Genomic DNA, 22,134 nt, shown 5'->3' with positions numbered 1-22,134 from the left:
TAAGACCGACCCAGAATATTCGACATACCTGCTGAAGGCCCGGCACAGGCAACCTGGGGTCCATGGACGCTCAGCTCATCGCCTTCACAGCGGTCGCCGCGGGCATGGTCGCCGTGCCGGGTGCGGACTTCACCGTCGTGGTGCGCAACGGCCTGGTCTCGCGCCGGGCCGGCCTCGCCAGCGCGCTCGGCATCGTCGGCGGACTGCTCCTGCACACGGCGCTCGCCGTCGCCGGGGTCGCCGCGGTGCTCACCGCCGTGCCGGCGCTCTTCCGGGCACTGCAACTGCTCGGCGGTGTCTACGTGCTCCGGCTCGGGGCGCGGACGCTGCGGTCGCTGGGGCGGTCGCGCGAAGAAGTCGTGGAGGCGACCGGGGGCGGCGCGCGTCCGTTGCGGCAGGGCTTCGTCACCAACGCGCTCAACCCGAAGGCCCCGATCACGTTTCTCAGCCTGCTGCCGCAGTTCGTGCCGGCGGGCAGTCCCGCGATGCCGCGGACCCTGCTGCTGGCACTGATCGTGGTGGTCCTGGGCCTGGTGTGGTTCCCGGCGGTGGCGCTCCTCGTGGACCGGCTCGGGCGGTGGCTGCGCGCACCGCGTGCCGCACGGGCCGTGGAGGCGGTCACCGGCACGGCACTGACGGTGCTCGGTCTGGTCCTCGTCCTGGAGCCCCTGAGGAGCTGAGCGCCCGCCTCACCGGCCGGGGCGGCGCCGCCGATCGCCTCGGCGGGACGCCGAGCGGGTCCTCGCGGTCTCCAGTCGCACGCCCTTCGGCGGCGGCGGCCTCGCGCCGCCGCCACCGAAGGGTGGATCAGCTCACCCGTCCGTACCAGACGCTCCTCGTCCAGATCTTCTGCAGCTTCACGACGTCCCCGGTCTTCGGGGAGTGCCAGATCTTTCCCTTCCCGGCGTAGATGCCGACGTGGTACACGCTCCGGCCCGAGTGGAAGAACACCAGGTCTCCGGCCTTGCGGTGCGAGGCCGAGATGTGGTGGGTCTTGTTGTACTGCGCCGCGGCCGTTCGAGGGAGCCTCTTGCCCGCCTTCTTGAACGAGTACAGGGTCAGCCCGGAGCAGTCGAAGCGACGCGGTCCGGCGGCCCCCCACTTGTAGGGGGCGCCCTTCTTGGATGCCGCGACCTGGAGTGCCTTCGTCGCCACGGTGGCCGCCTCGGCGTCGGGAGCCGCGCCCGGCACCACCAGGCTGCCGCCGACGGCGGCGATCGTCAGAGCCGAGGCCGTACCGGCCCGGGTCCACAGCGACGGGACACGATTGAGCGCAGTCATGCGCAACCCTTCGTCAGCCGCCTGTGAAGGATGACCTGTCGGATTCGGGCTGGCGAAGTAGCCCGGCCGCGTACTGCGGCTTCACCCCAAGGACCGCCCGGATCTCTCCGGCGGCCCGTCGTGCTGGGTCCTCCACTCCTGCCGATCCACTTCTGTCGACCGGACATCCGGGCGGCGGCAGGACTCGGCGTCCGCCCGGACCGCCCCGCCGCTGTGGCGGGGGCTTGTCGTCGCAAGGGATCTTCACGCATGAGAGTCGGAAATGCCGAGCGGAACCGGTGATTTGTGGCGTTACTCACCACTCACCCGTTCGGGTGGACACTCCTTTGTTCGGGCGGGTGTTGAGGTGCGCGACGACGCCCGTACCTGCAACGGAACGTCAAATTCAGGCTCATGACCACGCGTGTTGCGCAACTCGGGGACGTCGTACAAAGGACCCGCAGATACTCCAACGGGGGGTAATCCTTCTGGCCCGTTTGAAACCCGGGCCGGACGTCCCGCCCGTCGGCGTGCGTCGCGGCCCGGGCGTGCGTACCGGACGCGTGTCAACTTCCGGAGCAGGGGGGCACGGTGACCCGGGACGCGCGCCGCTCGCCGTCGAGCACGCGCAGTGCCTGCGCGAGCGTCGGGGCATGCACCTCGCTCTCGCCGCGCTGGTGCATCAGGGTCAGCGCGTCACGCAGCGCGGTCGCCTTGACCACCAGTGCCTGAGCGGCCCTCAGGCCTCGGTAGGTGTCGCCGGGGCGGGCCGGGTTGATGCGGCCGAGCAGGTCGACGACGTCGAGGTAGCGGTCGATCAACTCGGCCTCGGCGCGGGTGAGCGCGGGCAGCGGGGGCAGTTCCGGTGGGAGCATCGGCCGGTCACCTCCCGCCGGACGTGCTGTGCGAGCTCTTGCGGCTCGGGATGATCCGGTCGATCAGTCCGTACGCCACCGCCGCCGGTGCGTCGAGGATCTTGTCGCGTTCGATGTCGGCGGCGACCTGCTCCGGGCTCTGGCCCGTGTGCCGGACGAGCATCTCCTCCAGCAGTCCGCGGGTGCGGATCAACTCCTCTGCCTGGATGGCCAGATCGCTCGCCTGGCCCTGGACCGGTTCGGGCAACGACGGCTGGTGGATGAGGACACGGGCACCCGGGAGGGCGAACCGCTTGCCCGGTGTGCCGCCGGCGAGCAGGACGGCCGCGGCCGACGCGGCCTGTCCGAGGCAGGTCGTCTCCACGTCGCAGGTGACGAACTGCATCGTGTCGTAGATCGCGGTCATCGCGCTGAACGAACCGCCCGGGGAGTTGATGTACAGCGAGATGTCCCGGTCCGGGGCCAGATATTCGAGATGCATGAACTGCGCCATCACGTCGTTCGCCGACGTGTCGTCGATCGGCGTCCCGAGGAACACGATCCGTTCGTCGAGCAGCTTCGAGTACGGATCCAGGGTCCGGTGTCCCGCGCTGGTGCGTTCGGTGAACTCGGGCAGGACGTAGCGGGCGGACGGTTCGGACATGGTGCGCGCCTCCTCTGGGGGACTCTGTCAAAAATGTACAGGACGTACAGAGCTTGTCGATGGGTACTCGCTGACAGCGAAAACACGGACGGGAGGGGCCCGGGGGAGCGCTCAGGAAAAGTCCGGCGGAGTACACGGGTGGGGCCCTGGGGATGTACGGGAGCGTCCGGGGAGAGATCGTTCGCCCCGGGTGGGTTCGGGACACCGGTCTAAGCTGGACGGCATGGCCTACGAGATTCCGGTGACGCAAGCCAGGGCTGAGCTCGCCGACCTGATCAACCGCGTGGTGTACGGCGGTGAGCGCGTCGTGGTGACGCGGCACGGGAAGCCTCTCGTCGCGCTGGTCTCCGCCGCCGACCTGGAACGCCTCGAGGAACTCCAGGACCCCGCCGACGAGCAGGTGATCAGCTCCCTTTCCAGCGTTCGCGAGGTCGCGTCGGCGCCCCGCGAGCGCCAGCGCTTCGGCATCGCCGCCGAGCACCGGGGGCCGAGCGCCTCCTAGACGGAACCGGCGCGGTCCACGTGCCGTGCGCCCACTGCCGCACGGCGGGGTGACGCGTGCCCGCGCGGGACGGGTCCACGATCGGCCGCACCGGGTCGCCCCGTCCTGTTGTCGAGGTGCGGCCACGACCGGCCATATCGCGTCGCTCCGCGTTCCGTCGTTCAGGCGCGGCGCATCGGGTCGCCGCCATGTGGTCGTTCAGGCGCGCCGCATCGCGTCGCTCCCCGTCCTGTCGCACCGGCGTGGCCGGGACCTGCCGTACGAGCACGACCGCGACCGGCCCGTACGGGGCAGCCGCGGCATGCCGTATACGGTCCGGCTCGCGGCGGCGTCCCGGACGATGGCTTCGTCGCCCCGCGATGCGACATGCCGGCCCCGGCACCGTGCCACCGGAGATGCCCTCGGCGACCCGCACGCCGAGAAGCGCCCCGTGCGTCCGGCACGGCCCGCCCACGGGCCGACACTCGGCCACAGGCTGGTTAACGTCCCTGAAACCCCGGCCAACTAGCGTGCGCATCCACGCCACCAGGGGTTTCGGTGGCTGCGGCCACCGGACCCCGCACGGTCCGGAGCGAGGACTGTGAGGTGGTACGCCGTGCAACTGACCCCGCACGAGCAAGAGAGGCTGCTGATTCACGTGGCCGCCGACGTGGCCGAGAAGCGCCGGGCCCGCGGACTGAAACTGAACCACCCCGAGGCCGTCGCCCTCATCACGTCGCACATCCTCGAAGGCGCGCGAGACGGACGCACCGTCGCCGAACTCATGGCCTCCGGCCGGAAGATCCTCACTCGCGACGACGTGATGTCGGGCATCCCCGAGATGATCCACGACGTCCAGGTCGAGGCGACCTTCCCGGACGGCACCAAGCTCGTCACCGTCCACGACCCCATCGTCTGACGGGGGCAGCGCCGTGATTCCCGGAGAGATCCTCCACGCCGACGGGCCCGTCGTCTTCAACGAGGGCCGCGAAGTCACCCGGCTGACCGTCCTCAACGCCGCCGACCGGCCCGTCCAGGTCGGCTCCCACTACCACTTCGCCGAGGCCAACCCCGGCCTGGACTTCGACCGTGCCGCGGCGCGCGGCAGGCGGCTGAACGTCGCGGCCGGCACCGCCGTGCGTTTCGAACCGGGGATCCCCGTCGACGTCGAACTCGTCCCGCTCGCCGGCGCCCGCGTGGTGCCCGGACTGCGCGGTGAGACCGGAGGTGCCCTCGATGCCTGAGATCTCGCGCGCCGCGTACGCCGACCTGTTCGGCCCCACCACCGGCGACCGCATCCGCCTCGCCGACACCGACCTGCTGATCGAGATCGAGGAGGACCGGTCCGGCGGTCCCGGACTCGCCGGTGACGAGGCGGTGTTCGGCGGCGGCAAGGTCATCCGCGAGTCCATGGGACAGTCGCGTGCCACGCGCGCGGACGGCACGCCCGACACCGTCATCACGGGTGTCGTGGTCGTCGATCACTGGGGGATCGTCAAGGCCGACCTCGGCATCCGCGACGGCCGGATCACCGGCATCGGCAAGGCCGGCAACCCGGACACCATGGACGGCGTCCACCCCGATCTGGTGATCGGCCCCGAGACCGAGATCATCGCGGGCAACGGGCGCATCCTGACCGCGGGCGCCATCGACGCACATGTGCACCTGATCTGCCCGCAGATCGCCGACGAGGCACTGGCCTCCGGGATCACCACGCTCGTGGGCGGCGGCACGGGGCCCGCCGAGGGCTCGAAGGCGACCACCGTCACGCCCGGCCCCTGGCACCTGGCCCGGATGCTGGAGGCGATGGAGCAGTACCCGCTCAACTTCGGCCTGCTGGGCAAGGGCAACACCGTCTCGCACGAAGCGATGCTGTCGCAGATCCGTGGCGGCGCGCTCGGCCTGAAGATCCACGAGGACTGGGGCTCGACGCCCGCGGCGATCGACGCCGCGCTCACCGTCGCGGACCGCACGGGCATCCAGGTCGCCATCCACACGGACACCCTCAACGAAGCCGGTTTCGTGGGCGACACGCTGGCCGCCATCGGCGGACGCGGCATCCACGCGTACCACACCGAGGGTGCGGGCGGCGGGCACGCGCCGGACATCATGACCGTGGTCGCCGAGCCGTACGTGCTGCCCAGCTCCACCAACCCCACCCGGCCCTACACCGTCAACACCGCCGAGGAACACCTCGACATGCTGATGGTGTGCCACCACCTGAACCCGGCGGTGCCCGAGGACCTGGCCTTCGCCGAGTCCCGGATCAGGCCGTCGACGATCGGGGCCGAGGACATACTGCACGACCTCGGTGCCATCTCGATCATCTCCTCGGACTCCCAGGCGATGGGACGTGTCGGTGAGGTCATCATGCGGACCTGGCAGACGGCCCACGTGATGAAGCGGCGGCGCGGCGCACTGCCGGGCGACGGGCGCGCGGACAACCACCGGGTCCGTCGCTATGTCGCCAAATACACGATCAATCCCGCGCTCGCGCAGGGCCTCGCCCGAGAGGTCGGCTCCGTCGAGCCGGGCAAACTCGCCGACCTGGTGCTGTGGGAGCCCGCCTTCTTCGGGGTCAAGCCGCACCTCGTCATCAAGGGCGGCCAGATCGCGTACGCGCAGATGGGCGACGCCAACGCGTCGATCCCGACTCCCCAGCCGATCCTGCCCCGGCCGATGTACGGCGCCGTCGGGAGGGCACCGGCCGCCAACTCGTTCAACTTCGTCGCACCGCTCGCCATCGAGGACGGGCTACCCGAACGGCTCGCCCTCGGGAAGCGGTTCGTCGCCATCGAGTCGACCCGGGCGGTGACCAAGGCGGACATGCGCGAGAACGACGCGCGACCGCAGGTGCGGATCGACCCGGACAGCTTCGCCGTGCATATCGACGGCGAACTGGTCGAGGCGACACCGGCCGCGGAACTGCCCATGGCCCAGCGTTACTTCCTCTTCTGATGTCCCGCGCGGCACTACTGGTCCTCGCCGACGGACGCTTCCCCGCCGGAGGGCACGCCCACTCCGGCGGGGCGGAGGCGGCCGTCAAGTCCGGACGGGTCACCGGGGCGGCGAGCCTGGAGGACTTCTGCCGGGGCCGGCTGCACACGACCGGTCTCGTCTCGGCCTCGCTGGCCGCGGCGGCGGCGCTCGGGGCCGACCCGGCGGCCCTGGACGCCGCCGCCGACGCCCGGACACCGTCACCCGCCCTGCGGGCCGCCGCGCGACGGCTCGGGCGACAGCTGATGAGAGCGGCCCGGGCGGCCTGGCCCTCGACCGAACTCGACGCGCTGGCTGGGGAGTTCCCCAAGGGCGCGCATCAGCCCGTCGTTCTCGGCGTGGCGGCCCGGGCCGCCGGCCTCGCGGCGGACGACGCCGCGTACTGCGCCGCGTACGAGAGTGTCAGCGGGCCGGCCACGGCCACCGTGCGGCTGCTGAGCCTCGATCCGTTCGACGTCAGCGCGGTCCTGGCCCGGCTGGCGCCGGAACTGGACCGGGTGGCCGGAGCGGCCGCCGCGGCCGCGCGGGACGCGCTCGACCACGGCGTCGACGCGCTGCCCGCGGCCTCGGCCCCGCTGCTGGAGATCGGCGCTCAGGCGCACGCGGCCTGGCCCGTACGCCTCTTCGCGTCGTAGGTGCACCCCGCCCCCTCTCCGTCGCCGCCCTCACACCACCTTGGAGACTCATCGTGCATCTCGATCACACCCATGACGGTGCGTCCGCTGTCAGCGCCGACGCCCGTCGTCCGGACGGGGCCCGCCGTGCTCTTCGGATCGGGCTCGGCGGACCGGTCGGCTCGGGGAAGACCGCCACCGTCGCCGCGCTCTGCCGGTCGCTGCGCGACGAGTTGTCCCTCGCCGTCGTCACCAACGACATCTATACGAGGGAGGACGCGGAGTTCCTGCTGCGGGAGGCGGTGCTGCCGCCCGAGCGGATCGCCGCCGTCGAGACCGGGGCCTGCCCGCACACCGCCATCAGGGACGACATCTCCGCGAACCTCGAAGCGGTCGAGGACCTGGAGGACGAGGTCGGTCCGCTGGACCTGATCCTCGTGGAGTCCGGGGGCGACAACCTCACGGCCACCTTCTCCAAGGGGCTCGTCGACGCTCAGATCTTCGTGATCGACGTCGCGGGCGGCGACGACATTCCGCGCAAGGGCGGGCCCGGTGTCACCACCGCCGATCTGCTCGTCGTGAACAAGACCGACCTCGCACCCCACGTGGGATCCGATCTGGGGCGGATGGCGGCGGACGCGAAGGCGCAGCGCGCCGAACTCCCGGTCGTCTTCCAGTCCTTGCGCACCGAGGACGGGGTCGCGGCCGTCGCCGGCTGGGTGCGGGAGCGGCTCGCCGCGTGGACGGCGTGAACCGGACGGACGGCGTGGGCAGGACGGGCGAGGTCGGTCCGGTGGACGGTTCAGGCCGGGCGAACGGTGTCGGTCCGGTGGACGGTGCCGGCCCGACGCACGGCGCGACATCGTCGGCGGACGGCAGCGGGCCGGGGCGTGCGCGTCGGCCGAGTGGCGCGAGCCGGGCAGGTCGTCTGACGACGGCGGGCGTGCGGGCGACCGCGCGCATCGCCGCACGGGATGACGGCCGGGGTGGCACCGCGCTGCCCGTGCTGGAGGGGGAGGGCCCGCTCGCGGTGCGCCGCATCCGGTCCCACGGCCCCGAGGCCCGCGTCATGCTCGTCGGTGCGATGAGCGGCCCGCTCGGCGGCGACCACCTCACCGTCGAGGCACGCGCCGACGAGGGCGCGCGCCTGAGGGTGGGGTCGGCCGCCGCGACGATCGCGCTGCCCGGCCAGAACAAGGGCGAGGCGCGCTACGACGTCCGGATCTCCGTCGTCGACGGAGGCGAACTGCACTGGCTGCCCGAGCAGTTGATCTCCGCCGGCGGCAGCGACCTGTGCGTCTCCTCGCGGATCGACCTCCAGGGACGCGCCCGGCTGGTGTTCCGGGAGGAGCAGGTCCTCGGGCGTGTGGGCGAGGAACCCGGGCGGCTCACCAGCCGTCTTGTCGTGCGGCTGGACGGACGGGCGCTGCTGGACCAGGAGTTGGCCTGCGGTCCGGGGGCGCCCGGTGGCTGGGACGGGCCCGCCGTCCTGGCCGGGCTGCGCGCGGTGGGCCAACTCGTGGTCGTGAGACCGGAGTTCGCCGTCCACCTGCCCGAGCCCCGCATGCTGGGGGAGTACGCCGCGCTGGCTCCGCTCGCCGGGCCCGCCGTGCTCGTCACCGCACTCGCGCCCGACGGGCTCGGAGTGCGGCGCGTGCTGGACGAGGCGCTGCGCCTGCTCGACTGACCGCGGGCCGCGGTGGCCCGCTCTCCGAGGAGGGGCGGAGGTGTCTCCGCTCAACGGCACAACACGCACCGGTTATCGGATTAGTAAAGAAGCCCGGTCGCATCTGTTCTCAGGGACCTCACAGCCGAAAGGATCCCCCTACCAATCGCAACGATGTACGGGGAGGCCACACTTGAGGGCTAAGAGACCGTCGAGACGGATGACGGCGCTCGGTTCGGCCGGAGCGCTCGTCACGGCGACCCTGATCGCCGGAGCCGTCACGGCTCCGTCGGCCACCGCCGCGTCGCGTCACGGGCAGGACCGGGAGCAGCGTGGAGCGGCGATCGCCGCGGAGCGGGCGGGCAAGGCCGGGATCGACTGGCAGGACTGTCCCGCGGACTGGGGCCTGGAGAAGCCGATCCAGTGCGGCTGGGTCAGCGTCCCGCTCGACTACGCCCACCCGAACGGCAAGCAGATCAAGCTGGCCGTGGACCGTATCGGGAACACGGGTACCAAGGACGAGCGCCAGGGCGCCCTCGTCTACAACCCCGGCGGCCCCGGCGGTTCCGGCATGCGCTTCCCGCGCCGCGTGACCACGAAGAGCCCCGTCTGGGCGAACACCGCCAAGGCGTACGACTTCGTGGGCTTCGACCCGCGCGGTGTCGGCCACTCGGCCCCCATCTCCTGCATCGACCCGCAGGAGTTCGTGAAGGCACCGAAGGCCGACCCGGTCCCGGACAGCGAGGCGGACAAGCGTGCCCAGCGCAAGCTGGCCGCCGAGTACGCCGACGGCTGCGCCGAGCGCAGTGGCGCGATGCTGCCGCACATGACCACGCCGAACACGGCACGCGACCTCGACGTCATCCGGGCCGCCCTCGGTGAGAAGAAGCTCAACTACCTGGGCGTCTCGTACGGCACGTACCTGGGAGCCGTCTACGGCACGCTCTTCCCGGGGCACGTCCGCCGCATGGTGGTCGACAGCGTCGTCAACCCGTCGCGGGAGAACATCTGGTACCAGGCCAACCTGGAGCAGGACATCGCCTTCGAGGGCCGCTGGAAGGACTGGGAGGACTGGGTCGCCGAGAACGACGCCGTCTTCCACCTCGGCGACACCCGCGCCGAGGTCCAGGACCAGTGGCTGAAGCTGCGGGCCACCGCGAAGAAGAGCCCCCTCGGCGGCGTCGTCGGCCCCGCCGAGCTGATCTCCTTCTTCCAGAGTGCGCCGTACTACGACTCCTCCTGGGTGCCGGTCGCGACGGTGTTCAGCAAGTACGTCGCCGGTGACACGCAGGCGCTCGTCGACGCGGCTGCCCCCGACCTGTCGGACACCGCGGGCAACATCGCCTCGGAGAACGGCAACGCCGTCTACACGGCCGTCGAGTGCACCGACGCCCAGTGGCCCACCAGCTGGCGGAAGTGGGACCGGGACAACACCCGGCTCCACAAGGACTACCCGTTCATGACCTGGGCCAACGCGTGGATGAACCTTCCGTGCGCCACCTGGCCCGCCAAGCAGCAGACCCCGGTGAACGTCAAGACCGGCAAGGGTCTGCCCGCCGTCCTGATCGTGCAGTCCACGCGTGACGCCGCCACCCCGTACGCCGGCGCCGTCGAACTGCACAAGCGCTTCAAGGGCTCCCGTCTGATCACCGAGCAGGGCGCCGGCTCGCACGGTGTGACCGGGCTGGTCAACCCCTGCATCAACGAGCGGGTGGACAGCTACCTGCTCTCCGGCAGGACGGACGCGTCCGACGTGACCTGCGCGCCGCACGCCACGCCGAAGCCGTAACCCGTCTGCGGGAAGGGGGCGGCCGGACTCCGGCCGCCCCCTCACTCGTCCCGGTCGTCCCACGCGTGGTCCGGCCGGGCTCCTGCCGGGCCGGACCTCTCGCTCAGGACGCGAGCCAGGCGTCCTCGGCCGCGTAGTCGAAGAGGTCGCCGTACGCGCGGACCATGTCGGGGTAGGCCTCCCGCCAGTCCCGGCCGGCCAGCCGGCGTTCGATCGAGGCGATGGTCTCGGGGAGCCTGTCGGCGTACCGGACCACCGGGCGGTAGCCCAACTCCCGTTCGGCGGCACGCATGTCGCAGACGACGGGCAGCGGCACCGTCCATGGCGTGTCACCGACCGTGGGCGCCGGGGGCGGACCGTCCACCAGTACGTCCTGCGCCCGCACCCCCATCGCCGTGTCGATCGACGCCGCGATCTCCGCCACCGTGGGTGCCTCGGGGTCGCAGGCGTTCAGGACGCGCGACCCCGGCCGCCGGGCCGCCAGCCGGATCAGCTCGGCGACGGTGTGGACACTCACCGGGTGGAAGCGGCTCAGGCCGCCGAACGCGAGGACGCGCCGACGACGGCCGTCCAGGTTGCGCTTGACGAAGTACAGCTCGCGGGGCGTACGGCAGTACGGGCCGTGCACGGCACCCGCGCGCAGCAGGGTCGTCGGCAACCGGTCGCCCGCGGCGAGGAGATCGCGCTCCAGGGCCGCCTTGCGCGTGCTGTACGTGCCCTCGCCGGGCCGTACGGTGCTCTGGCTCTCCGGGATCGGCACCGGGTACTCGGGGAATCCGTCCGGCTCCGACTGCGTGTCGAAGCCGCGCCCCTTGTCGTCCTCGTAGACCGACACGCTGGAGATCACCACGGCGGAGCCGACGCGGCCGGCGAGCCCCGTCAACTGGCGTGCGTGCTCGGCTCCGTAGGCGACGACGTCGACCAGCACGTCGCAGCCGTCACCGACCACCGCGGCCAGGGCGATGTCCTGCGCGCGGTCCAGTCCGACGGCGCGCACCTGTGCGGGCCAGCCGTCGTCGCGGCCTCCGCCGCGGGACGCGGCCGTCACGTCCCAGCCGTCGCGGGCCAGCGCGTCCACGGCCGCGCGTCCGATCTGTCCGGTCGCTCCGATCACCACAGCACGTCTCATACGTAAAAAATGTACAGGACGTACGTCCGGTGCAGATGGGTTCCGCTCAGCTCAGCGGCATCCGTCGGAACTTGCGGGCGCTCGCCGCCTTCTCCTCGGCCTCCTCGGCCTTCACGACGGCCGCGTACTGGTCGACGTACTCCTGCTCCGAGAGGCTGAGAATGGCGTACATGATCTCGTCGGTCACCGCGCGCAGAATCGCCTTCTCGTTCTCCATGCCGGCGTAGCGGGAGAAGTCGAGGGGCTTGCCGAAACGGATGACGACGGGATGGATGTTCGGGATGACCTTGCCGGGCGGCTGCGCCTCGAAGGTGCCGATCATCGCACAGGGGATCACCGGGACCCCGGCCTTGAGGGCCATCACCGCCACGCCGACCTTGCCCTTGTACAGACGGCCGTCGTGCGAACGGGTCCCTTCCGGGTAGATGCCCAGCAATTCGGCCTTGCGCAGTACGCCGAGGCCCTCGCGGATCGCCGCCTGGCCCGCGTCCTTGCCGGAGCGGTCCACGGGGATCTGCCCGGCGCTGCGGAAGAAGGCCGCGGTGAGCCGGCCCTTGATGCCGGGACCCGTGAAGTACTCGGCCTTCGCGAGGAAGGTGATGCGCCGCTTCAGGATCGCGGGCATCAGGAAGTGGTCCGAGAAGGACAGGTGGTTGCCGGCGACGATGGCCGCGCCCGACGACGGTACGTGCTCGAGGCCCTCGATCCGAGGCCGGAAGACCAGCCTCAACAGCGGACCCAGAAGCACGTATTTGAGCACGTAATAAAACACTGGGGCACTCCTCGTTTCCCCCGGGGAGCGATCAGTGTAGGCGCGGCCGTCGCCGGGCGTAACCATTCCGGTGTCACTCTCTGTGGCCTCGTGGCCGGTATCAGACCCCTTGCGTCAGAACTTTCTCCAGAGCCCCGAGAGCCGACTGCAGTTCCTCGCCGGTGATGGTCAGCGGAGGGGCGAGACGGATCGTCGAACCGTGGGTGTCCTTGACGAGGATCCCCTCGCGCATCAGGCCTTCACTGATCTCGCGGCCCGTGCCGATGGCCGGGTCGATGTCGACCCCCGCCCACAGTCCGCGCGCCCGGAAGCCCTCGACGCCCTTGCCGACCAGGTGTGCGAGCCCGCCGCGCAGGATCACGCCCAGCTCCGCCGCCCTGCGCTGGTACTCCCCGGTCTCCAGGAGGCCGACGACGGCCGAGCCCACGGCCGCGGCGAGCGGATTGCCGCCGAACGTCGAGCCGTGTTCACCCGGGCGGAGCACCTCCAGCACGTCCCGGCGCCCCACCACCGCGGACACCGGCACGATGCCGCCGCCGAGCGCCTTGCCGAGAAGCACCAGGTCCGGCACGACCTCCTCGTGCTCCACCGCGAGGGTGGTGCCCGTACGGCCGAGACCCGACTGGATCTCGTCGGCGATGAACAGGCAGCCGGCCCGGCGGGTCACCTCGCGCACGCCGGTCAGATAGCCGTGGTCCGGGATGACCACGCCGGCCTCGCCCTGGATGGGCTCGATCAGCACCGCCGCGGTGGTCTCGTCGACGGCCGCTTCGAGCGCGGCGAGGTCGTTGTACGGGACCACGCGGAAGCCCGGGGTGAAGGGTCCGAAGCCGGTGCGGGCGGTCTCGTCCGTGGAGAAGCTGACGATCGTGGTCGTACGGCCGTGGAAGTTGTCGGCGGCCACGACGATCGTCGCCCGGTCGGGGGCGACCCCCTTGACCTCGTACGCCCATTTGCGGGCCACCTTGATGGCGCTCTCCACCGCTTCCGCGCCCGTGTTCATCGGCAGGACCATGTCCTGGCCCGTCAGCGCGGCCAGGGACTCGGCGAACCCGGCCAGCCGGTCGTTGTGGAAGGCGCGCGAGGTCAGGGTGAGCTGGTCCAGCTGGCGGTGCGCCGCCTCGATCAGCACCGGATTGCGGTGCCCGAAGTTGAGCGCCGAGTAGCCCGCCAGCATGTCCAGGTAGCGGCGGCCCTCGACGTCCTCGACCCAGGTGCCCTCGGCGCGGGCGACGACGACGGGCAGCGGGTGGTAGTTGTGCGCGAGGACCGGCGCCTCCGCGCGGATCAGCTCGTCGGAGGTGCGCGTACGGGCGGGGATGCGGGTGGGTGCCGTCATGAACGGATCTCCTGAGTGCAGCACTTGATGCCGCCGCCGGCCTTGTGGAACTCCGACAGGTCGACGGGGACGGGGACGTAGCCGTGGCGGTCGAGCTGCTCGGCGAGGGACTCGGCGCGCGGCGCGATGAAGACGTGGCGGCCGTCGGAGACCGAGTTGAGGCCGAAGGCCATGGCGTCCTCCCGGGTGGCGAGCACCGCGTCCGGGTACAGCCGGGCGAGCACCTCACGGCTGCCGGGCGAGAACGCCTCCGGGTAGTACGCGATGTTGTCGTCGTCCAGGACGAACAGCGCCGTGTCCAGGTGGTAGAAGCGCGGGTCGACCAGGCGGAGGCCGATCACCGGGACGCCGAAGTACTCCTGCACCTCGCGGTGCGCCTCGGGGGTCGTACGGAAGCCGGTGCCGGCCAGGACGTACCGGCCCGTCGGGACCAGGTCGCCCTCGCCCTCGCACACCGACTCGGGCCGGTAGACGTCGAAGCCGGCCGCCTTGAACCAGGTGTCGTAGGCGATGGACTCGGGACGGCGCTGCGCTGCGTGGAAGAGCGAGCCGAACACCCGGCCCGCCAGGACGAGCGCGGAGTTCGCCGCGAACACCATGTCGGGAAGGCCGGCGACCGGTTCCACCGAGTCGACGGTGTGGCCGTGCGCGCGGTAGGCGCGGATCAGCGCCTCCCACTGGCCGCGGGCGAGGTCGACGTCCACGGGCGTGTCGGGATGCATCCACGGGTTGATCGCGTACTGCACGGCGAAGTGTCTGGGTTCGCAGACCAGAAAGCGCCGGGGGCGCGGCACACGGCTGTCGGGCACAGAGAGGTACCTCCGCTTCCTGCGGTGTCGGCTGGGGGTTCCTCCACGGTAAGAAACGGGGGATACGGGCGACAAGCGAGGAGAGCTGCGTGATTGCGCAGCAATGATGCGTGATCCAAGGAGTCAGCGCACGTTTCCTGCGTCGTCCGGGACGGCGTGGGTCGCCCCGGCCTCAGGAGCCTCCGGCAGCAGGTGGGACAGCACCATGTAGCTGATCGTCTTCCGGATGAACGGCTCCGTACGGATCCGCTCCAGCACCTCCTCGAAGTGCTCGACATCGGTCGCCCGCACATGCAGCAGCGCGTCCGCGCCCCCGGTCACGGTCATCGCGGCGGTGATCTCCGGATGGTTGCGCACCACCTCCGCGAGCCGCCGCGGCGGGGCCGCGCCCTCGCAGTACACCTCCACGTACGCCTCCGTGCGCCAGCCGAGCGCGGCAGGCTTCACCGTGGCCGTGAAACCGGTGATCACACCCGTCTCGCGCAGCCGGTCGACGCGCCGCTTGACCGCGGTGGCGGACAGGCCGATCGCCGCGCCGATCTCCGCGAAGCTCGTCCGGGCATTGGCCATCAGGGCCGTGATGATCTTGCGGTCGAGTTCGTCGAACATCGCGGGCTTGCTGCTCATGACCGCACTGTATCCAGCGTCAACGCCCACGCATCCAGCGAGAACGCGGACGCTCCGCGCATGTCCAGGCGGACCGATCGCTCTTACACTCCACTCTCATGCTGCGCGCGCTCGCCGTCGACGACGAACAACCGTCCCTCGAGGAACTCCTCTATCTGCTGAACGCCGATCCCCGCGTCAGCAGCGTCGAGGGCGCGAGCGACGCCACCGAGGCTCTGCGCCGGATCAACCGGGCCCTGGAGTCCGGCCCCGGCGGCCCCGAGGCCATCGACGTCGTCTTCCTCGACATCCACATGCCCGGCCTGGACGGACTCGACCTGGCCCGGCTGCTCACCGGCTTCGCCAACCCTCCGCTCGTCGTCTTCGTGACCGCGCACGAGGGCTTCGCCGTGCAGGCCTTCGACCTGAAGGCCGTCGACTACGTGCTCAAGCCCGTGCGCCGCGAGCGGCTCGCCGAAGCCGTCCGACGGGCCGCCCAGTTCCGGGACGCCACCCCCCTGATACCCGTGCACGAACCCGACCCCGACCACATATCCGTCGAACTCGGCGGAGTCACCCGCTTCGTGGCCGTCGAGGACATCACCCACGTCGAGGCCCACGGAGACTACGCCCGTCTGCACACGCCCCAGGGCAGTCATCTCGTCCGCATCCCCCTGTCCACCCTGGAGGACCGCTGGCGCTCCCGCGGCTTCGTCCGCATCCACCGCCGTCACCTCGTCGCCCTGCGGCACATCGGCGAACTCCGGCTGGACGCGGGCACGGTGAGTGTCCTCGTCGGCCCCGTGGAACTCCAGGTCAGCCGCCGCCACGCACGCGAACTGCGCGACCTGTTGCTGCGCCGGACGACGAGCTGAGGAGGGCCGCGTGCCACAGGACCCGACCGAACGCCGCGTGGTCGTCACCGGGGTGCCCCGGCACACCCGCAGAACGTCCGGCTACTACCGGCCCAGGACCGAGATCGACGAACAGACCACGCTCGGCCACACCTATGTCCGCTCCCTGATGCACAGTCAACTCCGTGTCGCCCTGCTGGTCTTCGCCGTACTCGTGCTGCTCGTCGGACCACTGCCACTGGTCTTCGCCGCGATGCCGGACGGCGCCGGTCTCGAATGGGGCGTGCTCGGCTTCGGCGTGTACCCGCCGCTGGTCCTGCTCGCCCGCTGGTACGTGCGCCGCGCGGAGCGCAACGAGAAGGACTTCGTGCGACTCGTCGAGGACCGCTGACCCGTGAACCAGAACTACGCCGTCCCCGCGGTCGCCCTCGTGGTCGTCGCGACCGTCCTCGTCGGTGCCTTCGGCCTGCGCATCTCCCGGACCACCTCCGACTTCTACGTCGCCTCGCGCACCGTCGGCCCGCGGCTCAACGCCGCCGCGATCAGCGGCGAGTACCTCTCCGCCGCCTCCTTCCTCGGCATCGCCGGACTCGTCCTGGTGCAGGGCCCGGACATGCTCTGGTACCCGGTCGGCTACACGGCCGGCTACCTCGTCCTCCTGCTGTTCGTCGCAGCCCCGCTGCGCCGCTCCGGCGCCTACACGCTGCCCGACTTCGCCGAGGCGCGGCTCGGCTCCCAGGCGGTGCGACGCCTCGCGGGAGCCTTCGTCGTCGGCGTCGGCTGGCTGTACCTGCTGCCCCAGCTCCAGGGCGCCGGCCTGACCCTGGCCGTGCTCACCGACGCCCCCGACCGTTTCGGCGGCGTACTCGTCGCCGTGGTCGTGGTCGCCACCGTCGCCGCGGGCGGCATGCGCAGCATCACCTTCGTGCAGGCCTTCCAGTACTGGCTCAAACTCACCGCGCTGCTGGTCCCCGCACTCTTCCTGGTCCTCGCCTGGCAGTCGCACGGCGCGCCCCGCGACGCCTTCGACGAACCGGCGACCTTCCGCGAACAACGGGTCGTCCGCGTCGACGACACCCTCGACCTGAATCTCACCCGGCCCCTGGACGTCACGGCGACCGGCACGGTCGACGCCCGGCCCCACACGGACGAGCGGATCCGGCTCCCCGCGGGGGTCCACCGCATCGAGCGCGGCACCCGGCTCACCTTCACCGAGGGGGACCCGGTCCCGGTGGCCGAGCGCGGCAGCAACGGCGGCATGTCGACATCGCTGGCGGCGGGCCGGGAGGAACGCCCGCTGTACGCCACGTACGGACTGATCCTCGCCACCTTCCTCGGCACCATGGGCCTGCCGCACGTCGTCGTCCGCTTCTACACCAGCCCGCACGGTGTCGCCGCCCGCCGCACCACCGTCGCCGTCCTCGGCCTGATCGGCGCCTTCTACCTCCTTCCGCCCGTCTACGGCGCGCTGGGCAGGCTGTACGCCCCGGAACTCAGCATCACCGGGGACGCGGACGCCGCCGTGCTCCTGCTGCCCGACCGGATGATCGGCGGGCTCGGTGCCGACCTGCTGGGCGCGCTCGTCGCGGGCGGCGCCTTCGCCGCCTTCCTGTCCACCGCGTCCGGCCTGACCATGGCGGTCGCGGGCGTACTGACCCAGGACGTCCTCCCGACCCGCCAAGTACGGCACTTCAGGCTCGGCACGGTCCTCGCGATGGCGGTGCCGCTCGCCGCGAGCGTGCTGGCCGGCGGACTGCCCGTCGCCGACGCCGTGGGGCTCGCCTTCGCCGTCTCCGCGTCCTCCTTCTGCCCCTTGCTGGTCCTGGGCATCTGGTGGCGGCGCCTCACTCCGCCGGGTGCGGCGGCCGGCATGCTCGTCGGCGGCGGCGCTGCCTTCGTCGCCGTCGCCGCGACCATGGCCGGCTATCCCGGAACCGGCACCCTGCACGCGCTCCTCGCCTGGCCCGCGCTGTGGTCCGTACCGCTCGGATTCCTCACCATGGTCCTGGTCTCGCTGGCCACGCCCGGCCGGGTGCCCGCGGGGACCGCCGCGATCCTGGCCCGGTTCCATCTGCCCGAGGAGCTGACCGGCGGTCCACTGCCCGCCGGCCCACCGCGGACGGGCGCCGAAGCGAAGGAGATCCAGGCATGAGGCGGTCCCGGCGAGAGGCGGCGGTGTGAGCGGATTCCTCGCCGGGCTGTGCGTCGCCGTCCTGCCGCTGCTGGCCGCGGGGTTCTGGATCGGCCGACGCACCGCGCGGCCCGAGAGCCTCGGCGGACTCGGCACCCCCGTCGAACACGCCACCTTCCAGACCCTGCACACCGCGTCGCTCGCCACACCTCCGCTGCGCGCCGGCCTCACCGAGGAGACGGCGGGCCGCTCCGCTCGACGGCTGCGCAGCCTCCTCGGCACCGACGCGCTGTGCCTCACCGACCGGGAGACCGTCCTCGCCTGGGACGGCATCGGCGCACACCATCGCACCGAGATCATGGAACGGCTCGGCGGCCCGCTGGAGACCGGCCGCGGCGAAGCCTTCCGGCTCGGCTGCGACGAGCCCGCCTGCCCGCTGCGCTGGGCCGTCGTCGCGCCGCTCACCGTCGACGAGCGGGTGCACGGAGCGCTGGTCGCCTGCGCGCCCCGCGAGTCCGCCGTCCTCGTCCGTGCCGCGGGCGAGGTCGCCCGGTGGGTCTCCGTCCAGCTGGAGCTGGCCGACCTCGACCGGTCACGCACCCGCCTGATCGAAGCCGAGATCAAGGCGCTGCGGGCACAGATATCACCGCACTTCATCTTCAACTCGCTCGCGGTCATCGCCTCTTTCGTGCGGACGGACCCCGAGCGGGCTCGCGAACTGCTGCTGGAGTTCGCCGACTTCACCCGCTACTCGTTCCGCCGGCACGGTGACTTCACCACGCTCGCCGACGAACTCCACGCCATCGACCACTACTTGGCGCTCGTCAGGGCACGCTTCGGCGAACGGCTCTCCGTCACCCTGCAGATCGCGCCCGAGGTGCTGCCGGTCGCTCTGCCCTTCCTGTGCCTCCAGCCCCTGGTGGAGAACGCCGTCAAACACGGTCTGGAGGGCAAGACCGACAAGAGCCACATCAGTATCACGGCCCAGGACGCGGGCGCCGAGGCACTGGTCGTCATCGAGGACAACGGCGCCGGCATGGATCCGGAGCGGCTGCGCCGCATCCTGGCCGGGGAGGGCAGCCCCTCCGGGGGAATCGGACTCTCCAACGTCGACGAACGACTGCGTCAGGTCTACGGCGACGCCCACGGGCTCGTCATCGAGACCGCCGTGGGCGCGGGCATGAAGATCACCGCCAGGCTGCCCAAGTACCAGCCCGGCGTGCATTCGGCGGGGCGGCTGCCCAGGCAGTGACGGGCGGGCCCGGACATCGCGACGGCCCGCGGCCGACGCCGGTCCGAGGTTCACCTCGAAGGCGGCCGGCGCCGCTCACGGGCCGCACGGGTCGCTGATCGTGCCCTCACGAGCCCCGGGAGGCCACCATCGCCACGGTGATCAGACCGAGGACGACCCAGCCGAACCACAGCCAGCCGTTGCTGCCGAGCGCCACCGTGTAGGCGGTCACCACGACGAGTCCGCCCACGGTGAGCACACCCATCGCCTTCGTCGTACCGGGCATCGCAGCACCCTCCTCCAGGCAGGGTCCGCGACGCGGCCCGTGGCCTTGGGGACATTTTCACCCGAAGGGAGGAGGTTCGCCAGGGCCGGTAGGACAGCCGTCGCCCTCACCGCGTGCCGGTGAAGCGGCCCGCGACGGTGCAGACGACCAGGAACCGTCCATTGGGCCAAGGGCGTTCGTTGTGGAGGCCATGGTTCACCTCCCGTCCCGCTCCGTCGCCGAACAGCCCGGCAGCGGCGTCCTCCTCGCACTGCGCGTCCGCCGCCGCGTCGAGCCGTTTCGCGGCCACGGGACCGTCGAGATGGGTCATCCCCACGACTTTCTCCTGGTGCTTCTTGTCGCAGGCGACCAGTTCGAAGTGGTTCGAGGTGCGCGCGTCCCCGGTGATGCGGCCGAGGCAGTCGCCCTTCTGGAACTGTCCCGCGTCGTTGATGGCCGACCCGTACGCCCGGTACGCGCCGAGCGGACCCCCGACCGGGCCGTACTTCCCGACCAGCAGGCACGCGACGCGGCCGCCCGTCTGCGCGAAGCCCTCGCTCGTGGGGATCACGGGGACCGATGCGACGTTCCGTGCCAGCCCGGCCGCCGTCGCGTCGGTGGCCTCGGCGCAGCGCCGAGGCCCGCCGGACCGTGCCGCCGCCAGGGAGGGAGCCGTGTACAGGGCCAGCACCTGTCCGTCGGTCCCCTGGCCGCAACCGGGGTCGACCTCCAGCCGCGAGGTGCCGGTGACCTGCCCGCCGGTCCGCGCGGCCACCACACAGTCGCGCAGTTCGAGAGGTTCGGCGAGCCCGACCCGCGCGCCGTACGGCCGGACCACCTTGTGCGCCATCGCGTACCAGACCCCGCCGGCCGTCAGCCCCAGCGCGAGCAGCGCCGCCGTCATCGCCTGGAGGACGCGCGGACGCCGGCGCCGGTGGGGCGGGGGAGAGGCCGTCGGCCGCCCCGGCCCTCCGGAGCCGGGCGGGCCGAAGCCCTGCCCCGGTCCGGCCGGGCCCGGCGACGGCGACGGGAACTCCCGCGGTGACCGCGGGTCGTACGTGCCCGGCGGGGCGTACGGGCCGGGCGCCTGAGCCGGCGGTGAGTAGGGGCCCGGCGCCGGCGCTGTGGGGGCGTACGGGCCCTGCGCGTGTGCCGTGGGTGGGTGGAGGACCGGTTCGTGGGGCGCGGGCGGTTCGTGGGCCGTGGGGGAGTACGCCTGTGGTGCCGGGGACGTCGGGGCGTACCCGGAGGGCGTCGCCGGACCCCGGTCGGGGTCGGGGCCCGCGGCCGTCTGCGGGTACGCGGACGGCAGGGCGAAGCCCCGGTCGCCCGCCGGCACCTCGGACTCAGGCCCGGGGACGGCACCGCCGGGCCCCGCCCACGGCGGTTGCGAGCCCGTGTCCAGCCGGGTCGGCGGATGCGGCTGGGGTGTGATGATCCGGGCCAGGGCCGCCGCCGTGTCCTCGGCGGAGATCCGCCGGGCGGGATCCTTCACCAGCAGGGCCTCGATGACCGGCCACAGCGCGCCGGCCCGTCGCGGCACGGGTGGTTCCTCCAGGACCACGGCGGTGATCGCGGCGAGATCGGTGTCACGGTCGAACGGCCCGTGCCCCTCCACGCCGAAGTACAGCGTGCAGCCCAGCGAGAACAGGTCGGTCGCGGCGGTCGGCGGCCCGCCCGTGGCGCGTTCCGGCGCAAGATATCCGGCCGTGCCCACCAGGACGGATGTCCTGGTCCAGCGGGTCTCCAGGGAGTCCGGCTGGACGGAGATGCCGTAGTCGGTCAGCAGGATCCGGGTGTCCGGTGCGCCCGTGCGGTCCGGAGCGAGCAGGATGTTGGCCGGCTTCACGTCCCGGTGCATGATCCCGCGCTCGTGCCCCGCGGTGAGCGCGTCGAGGACGGCGAGGCCCACGCGGGCGCAGGCGTCGGGGGCGAGCAGGCCGCGCCGGGCGGGCAGGCCGCGCAGGTCCTCCGCGCCCGCCACGTACTCCATCACGATCCACGGCAGCCCCTCGTGCTCCAGGACGTCGTGCACCGTCACCACGTGCGGGTGCCCGCGCAGCACCGCCGCGTGCCGTGCCTCGGCGCGGGCCCGCGCGATACGTGCCTCGTGCTCCTCACTGCCCTCCGGCACGTTGCGGAAGCGGATCTCCTTCAGTGCCACGTCGCAGTCGAGCCGCTGGTCGTGGGCCAGCCACACATGGCCCATGCCGCCCGAGCCGACCTGGTCCACGAGCAGATACCGGCCGGCGATGAGCCGGCCCACCCCTGACTGCGGTGATCCTGGTGCCATCCGGTTGCCCCCGGGTTCTGCGCTGGTTCGTGGCGGGTCAGGACGTGTCCCCGGTGGTCCCACCGGAGTCGGTCGCGGAGTCGCCGACACCCGGGTCGGCCGGGACGGAGTCCTCACCACCGGATCCGGACGGGGCCGAGTCGCTCGGCCCCGGGTCGGCGGAGAGGGACTCCTCGGGGGTGCCGGGAGGCGGCGAGGACGACGTCGCCCCGCTCGTACCGGCGCTGGTGTGGCCCGTACCACCCGCGGTGTCGGTGGGTGTGCCGCCGTTTCCGGTGGTGGTGCCCGCGGTGTCGGTGGGTGTGCCGCCGTTTCCGGTGGTGGTGCCCGCGGTGTCGGTGGGTGTGCCGCCGTTTCCGGTGGTGGTGCCCGCGGTGTCG

23 protein-coding genes, 1 pseudogene and 1 riboswitch are annotated in these 22,134 nt (G+C 71.9%); of the genes and pseudogenes, 13 read left to right on the top strand and 11 right to left on the bottom strand.

Annotated elements, in window-relative coordinates; all coding sequences use genetic code 11:
• Nucleotides 1–62: 62 nt before the first annotated feature.
• Nucleotides 63–680 (top strand): LysE family translocator, encoded by a 618-nt coding sequence (locus ACZ4IF_RS23575; protein WP_467565723.1) that lies wholly within the window; start codon nt 63–65, stop codon nt 678–680.
• Between the two features lie 127 nt (nt 681–807).
• Here ACZ4IF_RS23575 and ACZ4IF_RS23570 read toward each other — a convergent pair whose 3' ends face one another.
• The 3 genes from ACZ4IF_RS23570 to ACZ4IF_RS23560 all read right to left on the bottom strand — a co-directional run bounded on the left by ACZ4IF_RS23570 (nt 808) and on the right by ACZ4IF_RS23560 (nt 2,778).
• On the bottom strand, nt 808–1,281 hold the full coding sequence (locus ACZ4IF_RS23570) for a C40 family peptidase (protein WP_467565720.1): 474 nt from the start codon (nt 1,279–1,281) through the stop codon (nt 808–810).
• Nucleotides 1,282–1,284: 3 nt separating this feature from the next.
• A riboswitch (cyclic di-AMP (ydaO/yuaA leader) is annotated at nt 1,285–1,449 on the bottom strand.
• Nucleotides 1,450–1,826: 377 nt separating this feature from the next.
• On the bottom strand, nt 1,827–2,135 hold the full coding sequence (locus tag ACZ4IF_RS23565) for a hypothetical protein (RefSeq protein ID WP_359489845.1): 309 nt from the start codon (nt 2,133–2,135) through the stop codon (nt 1,827–1,829).
• Nucleotides 2,136–2,142: 7 nt separating this feature from the next.
• Nucleotides 2,143–2,778 carry an ATP-dependent Clp protease proteolytic subunit gene (locus ACZ4IF_RS23560; protein ID WP_467565717.1) on the bottom strand — a complete coding sequence of 212 codons (636 nt, stop codon included), beginning with the start codon at nt 2,776–2,778 and terminating at the stop codon, nt 2,143–2,145.
• A gap of 223 nt (nt 2,779–3,001) precedes the next feature.
• On the opposite strand from ACZ4IF_RS23560, the gene ACZ4IF_RS23555 reads away from it, so the two are divergent.
• The 8 genes from ACZ4IF_RS23555 (at nt 3,002) to ACZ4IF_RS23520 (ending at nt 10,325) form a co-directional block, all read left to right on the top strand.
• Nucleotides 3,002–3,280, top strand: coding sequence for a type II toxin-antitoxin system Phd/YefM family antitoxin (locus tag ACZ4IF_RS23555; RefSeq protein WP_028800395.1), 279 nt, complete (start codon nt 3,002–3,004; stop codon nt 3,278–3,280).
• A gap of 595 nt (nt 3,281–3,875) precedes the next feature.
• On the top strand, nt 3,876–4,178 hold the full coding sequence (locus ACZ4IF_RS23550) for an urease subunit gamma (RefSeq protein WP_095932918.1): 303 nt from the start codon (nt 3,876–3,878) through the stop codon (nt 4,176–4,178).
• Nucleotides 4,179–4,191: 13 nt separating this feature from the next.
• A complete protein-coding gene (locus ACZ4IF_RS23545; protein WP_467565712.1) occupies nt 4,192–4,503 on the top strand; it encodes an urease subunit beta in 312 nt (103 codons plus the stop codon).
• Nucleotides 4,496–6,217 carry an urease subunit alpha gene (locus ACZ4IF_RS23540; RefSeq protein ID WP_467565709.1) on the top strand — a complete coding sequence of 574 codons (1,722 nt, stop codon included), beginning with the start codon at nt 4,496–4,498 and terminating at the stop codon, nt 6,215–6,217. Before ACZ4IF_RS23545 ends, ACZ4IF_RS23540 begins: the two co-directional genes overlap by 8 nt.
• Entirely contained in the window at nt 6,217–6,891 is a 675-nt protein-coding gene (locus tag ACZ4IF_RS23535) for an urease accessory protein UreF (protein ID WP_467565706.1), read from the top strand. Before ACZ4IF_RS23540 ends, ACZ4IF_RS23535 begins: the two co-directional genes overlap by 1 nt.
• A gap of 53 nt (nt 6,892–6,944) precedes the next feature.
• Nucleotides 6,945–7,622 (top strand): urease accessory protein UreG, encoded by a 678-nt coding sequence (gene ureG / locus ACZ4IF_RS23530; RefSeq protein WP_467565703.1) that lies wholly within the window; start codon nt 6,945–6,947, stop codon nt 7,620–7,622.
• Between the two features lie 176 nt (nt 7,623–7,798).
• A complete protein-coding gene (locus tag ACZ4IF_RS23525) occupies nt 7,799–8,557 on the top strand; it encodes an urease accessory protein UreD (RefSeq protein ID WP_467566040.1) in 759 nt (252 codons plus the stop codon).
• 199 nt (nt 8,558–8,756) lie between these two features.
• Nucleotides 8,757–10,325: an alpha/beta hydrolase gene (locus ACZ4IF_RS23520; RefSeq protein WP_467565700.1), complete on the top strand. Its 1,569-nt coding sequence runs from the start codon at nt 8,757–8,759 to the stop codon at nt 10,323–10,325.
• A 103-nt stretch (nt 10,326–10,428) separates the two neighbouring features.
• Here ACZ4IF_RS23520 and ACZ4IF_RS23515 read toward each other — a convergent pair whose 3' ends face one another.
• The 5 genes from ACZ4IF_RS23515 to ACZ4IF_RS23495 all read right to left on the bottom strand — a co-directional run bounded on the left by ACZ4IF_RS23515 (nt 10,429) and on the right by ACZ4IF_RS23495 (nt 15,001).
• Complete coding sequence (locus ACZ4IF_RS23515; protein WP_467566037.1) at nt 10,429–11,442, bottom strand: NAD-dependent epimerase/dehydratase family protein; 1,014 nt, start codon at nt 11,440–11,442, stop codon at nt 10,429–10,431.
• A 58-nt stretch (nt 11,443–11,500) separates the two neighbouring features.
• Nucleotides 11,501–12,226 (bottom strand): lysophospholipid acyltransferase family protein, encoded by a 726-nt coding sequence (locus ACZ4IF_RS23510; protein ID WP_467565697.1) that lies wholly within the window; start codon nt 12,224–12,226, stop codon nt 11,501–11,503.
• 100 nt (nt 12,227–12,326) lie between these two features.
• Nucleotides 12,327–13,565 (bottom strand): ornithine--oxo-acid transaminase, encoded by a 1,239-nt coding sequence (gene rocD / locus ACZ4IF_RS23505; protein ID WP_467565694.1) that lies wholly within the window; start codon nt 13,563–13,565, stop codon nt 12,327–12,329.
• Nucleotides 13,562–14,374 (bottom strand): dimethylargininase, encoded by an 813-nt coding sequence (gene ddaH, locus ACZ4IF_RS23500; protein ID WP_467565691.1) that lies wholly within the window; start codon nt 14,372–14,374, stop codon nt 13,562–13,564. The genes rocD and ddaH overlap by 4 nt, the downstream gene beginning before the upstream one ends.
• 123 nt (nt 14,375–14,497) lie before the next feature.
• A complete protein-coding gene (locus ACZ4IF_RS23495) occupies nt 14,498–15,001 on the bottom strand; it encodes an Lrp/AsnC family transcriptional regulator (protein ID WP_095932795.1) in 504 nt (167 codons plus the stop codon).
• 98 nt (nt 15,002–15,099) lie between these two features.
• Between ACZ4IF_RS23495 and ACZ4IF_RS23490 the strand changes: the two genes are divergently transcribed.
• Genes ACZ4IF_RS23490 through ACZ4IF_RS23475 form a run of 4 tightly spaced genes read left to right on the top strand, consistent with a single transcriptional unit; the run spans nt 15,100 to nt 19,217 of the window.
• Entirely contained in the window at nt 15,100–15,855 is a 756-nt protein-coding gene (locus tag ACZ4IF_RS23490) for a LytR/AlgR family response regulator transcription factor (protein ID WP_467565687.1), read from the top strand.
• Nucleotides 15,856–15,865: 10 nt separating this feature from the next.
• Nucleotides 15,866–16,225, top strand: a complete 360-nt coding sequence (locus tag ACZ4IF_RS23485) for a hypothetical protein (RefSeq protein ID WP_467565684.1) — start codon at nt 15,866–15,868, stop codon at nt 16,223–16,225.
• Between the two features lie 3 nt (nt 16,226–16,228).
• A complete protein-coding gene (locus ACZ4IF_RS23480; RefSeq protein ID WP_467565681.1) occupies nt 16,229–17,986 on the top strand; it encodes a sodium/solute symporter in 1,758 nt (585 codons plus the stop codon).
• Between the two features lie 25 nt (nt 17,987–18,011).
• Nucleotides 18,012–19,217 (top strand): sensor histidine kinase, encoded by a 1,206-nt coding sequence (locus tag ACZ4IF_RS23475; RefSeq protein ID WP_095932791.1) that lies wholly within the window; start codon nt 18,012–18,014, stop codon nt 19,215–19,217.
• 106 nt (nt 19,218–19,323) lie between these two features.
• Here ACZ4IF_RS23475 and ACZ4IF_RS23470 read toward each other — a convergent pair whose 3' ends face one another.
• The 3 genes and pseudogenes from ACZ4IF_RS23470 to ACZ4IF_RS23460 all read right to left on the bottom strand — a co-directional run.
• Nucleotides 19,324–19,482 carry a hypothetical protein gene (locus ACZ4IF_RS23470; RefSeq protein ID WP_467565678.1) on the bottom strand — a complete coding sequence of 53 codons (159 nt, stop codon included), beginning with the start codon at nt 19,480–19,482 and terminating at the stop codon, nt 19,324–19,326.
• 106 nt (nt 19,483–19,588) lie between these two features.
• Nucleotides 19,589–21,754 carry a serine/threonine-protein kinase gene (locus ACZ4IF_RS23465; protein ID WP_467565676.1) on the bottom strand — a complete coding sequence of 722 codons (2,166 nt, stop codon included), beginning with the start codon at nt 21,752–21,754 and terminating at the stop codon, nt 19,589–19,591.
• A 37-nt stretch (nt 21,755–21,791) separates the two neighbouring features.
• A pseudogene (locus ACZ4IF_RS23460) lies at nt 21,792–22,134 on the bottom strand (hypothetical protein); the annotation flags it as partial.

The sequence above is a fragment of the Streptomyces sp. NPDC025784 genome (assembly GCF_055558435.1).
Note: the sequence above shows the minus strand (reverse complement) of the source record. Positions and strands in the feature narration are given on the sequence as shown.